Here is a 1,781-nt window from a genome sequence, read left to right as displayed (position 1 = left end):
GATGGCGCGCTCGAGCTCGTCGACGATGTGTTCGGTCCCGCCGCGGACGAAGACGGTGACCGTCTCGGCGGCCGCGCCGCCCTCGACGAACGCGAGATCGTCGTCACCGAAGCTCTCGGTGTGGATCCGGTCGGCAGAGCCGAAGTCGGCGTCTTCGAGGTCCTCGAGCGCGCCGACACGGCGAGCGCCGGTCGCGGAGGCGACCTGTCGAGCGTCGCTGTCGCCGAGACCCTCGAAGACGAGGATGCCCTCGTTGGCGAGAGAGTTGGCGACGCGGTCGTTGACGTCCTCAGTGGTGAAGACGACGTCCGCCCCGCTCTCGGCGACGGTCTGTGCGTAGCCCTCGAGTTCGCCTTCCTCGGCGTCGATGGCGGCGTTGAGCTGGTCGATCGAGTCGATGGCGTACTCGGCGTCGACGTCGCCCGTGCGGACGCCGAGTTCGACGTCCAGAATCGCGATCGACGCGTCCTCGATCTCGGTTGGCATCCCGTCGTGAACCGGTTCCTCGTCGACGACGATGCCGGGGACGAGTTCGGTCGCGTTCGAGGAGGCACCGACCTGCGTGTGGACGGTGATGTTGTCGCGTGCGACGCCCTCGTCAGTGTCCACGTGACGGATCGCGTCGACGACCGTCTCTGCCAGCGATTCGGCCGTGAGACCGCCGGTTCCTTTGCCGGTCATGCACGACTCGGCGACCTGCTGGAGGATTTCGTCGTCGACGTCGGCCTCGTTGACCTGCTCGGCGATCGCCTCGAGGGCGATCTCGCTGGCTTCGTGGTAGCCCTCGACGATGGTCGTCGCGTGGACGTCCTGCTCGATGAGGTCCTCTGCCTCGCCGAGCAGATTGCCGGCGAGCACCGCGGCGGTCGTCGTCCCGTCACCGACTTCCTCTTCCTGGGAGTCGGCGACCTCGACGATCATCTGGGCCGCGGGGTGTTCGATGTCCATCTCGTTGAGAATGGTCGCGCCGTCGTTGGTGATGACGACGTCCCCGCCGGAGTCGACGAGCATCTTGTCCATGCCGCGGGGTCCGAGTGTGGTCCGTACCGACTCGGCCACGGCCTTGCCGGCCATGATGTTGGACGACTGCGCGTCCCGACCCTGTGTTCGCTGACTATCCTCGCTCATAATGAACATGGGCTGCCCACCCATGCGTCGCTGTTGTGCCATCGTTGATCCTCACTAACCATGTCGTCAGCACTTCTATATAATTCTTTCCCTCCTACCGCCGTTCCGTCTGGCGATTGCGTGTGTGAACCGTCGACAGGCCGGTGGCGGCGGGAGCCGGTAGGGAAATATGGGTCGACTCGGAACACACCTGTGAATGCTGGAGTTGGAACACGGGTTTCGCGTCGTCGACGTCGCGACGCGGCTGCCGGCGGCCGACGGCAGCGGGGGGCCCCGGAGCCGAACGATCACGGCCGATCGACTCGAGCGGGAGATGCATCAGGCGGGAATCACCGGATCGGTCGTCTACCCCCCGTCGCGACCGGGGACGAGCTACGTCGCGCCGAACAACGGTGTCGCCAGACGCAGCGTCGACCGACCGTTCGTGGCCTTCGCCCGGATCAACGGCTCCCAGACGCCGGGCCGAAACGCGACCGGTCGACTCCGCAACGCCGTGAGTCGCCGCGAGGATCGTCACACGTCCCCGAGTGACGTCGAGAAGTACGCGTACGACGACCGCTTTCACGGGTTCGTCCTCGATCCCGTTATCGACGACTATCCCGGCGACGACGTCCTCGCGGCGCTCGAGCACGTCGACCTGCCGGTGATCGTCC

The 1,781-nt window shown here is 66.3% G+C and carries 2 protein-coding genes; one reads left to right on the top strand and one right to left on the bottom strand.

The features are described 5' to 3' along the window. A partial coding sequence (thsB, locus tag PGX04_RS26760; RefSeq protein WP_273741270.1) for a thermosome subunit beta occupies window positions 1-1,137 on the bottom strand: 1,137 nt, incomplete at its 3' end. A gap of 187 nt (window positions 1,138-1,324) precedes the next feature. Between thsB and PGX04_RS26755 the strand changes: the two genes are divergently transcribed. Then, the coding region (locus PGX04_RS26755) for an amidohydrolase family protein (RefSeq protein ID WP_465263849.1) at window positions 1,325-1,781 on the top strand (457 nt) is incomplete at its 3' end.

This window comes from Natrinema soli (assembly GCF_028618695.1).
Note: the sequence above shows the minus strand (reverse complement) of the source record. Positions and strands in the feature narration are given on the sequence as shown.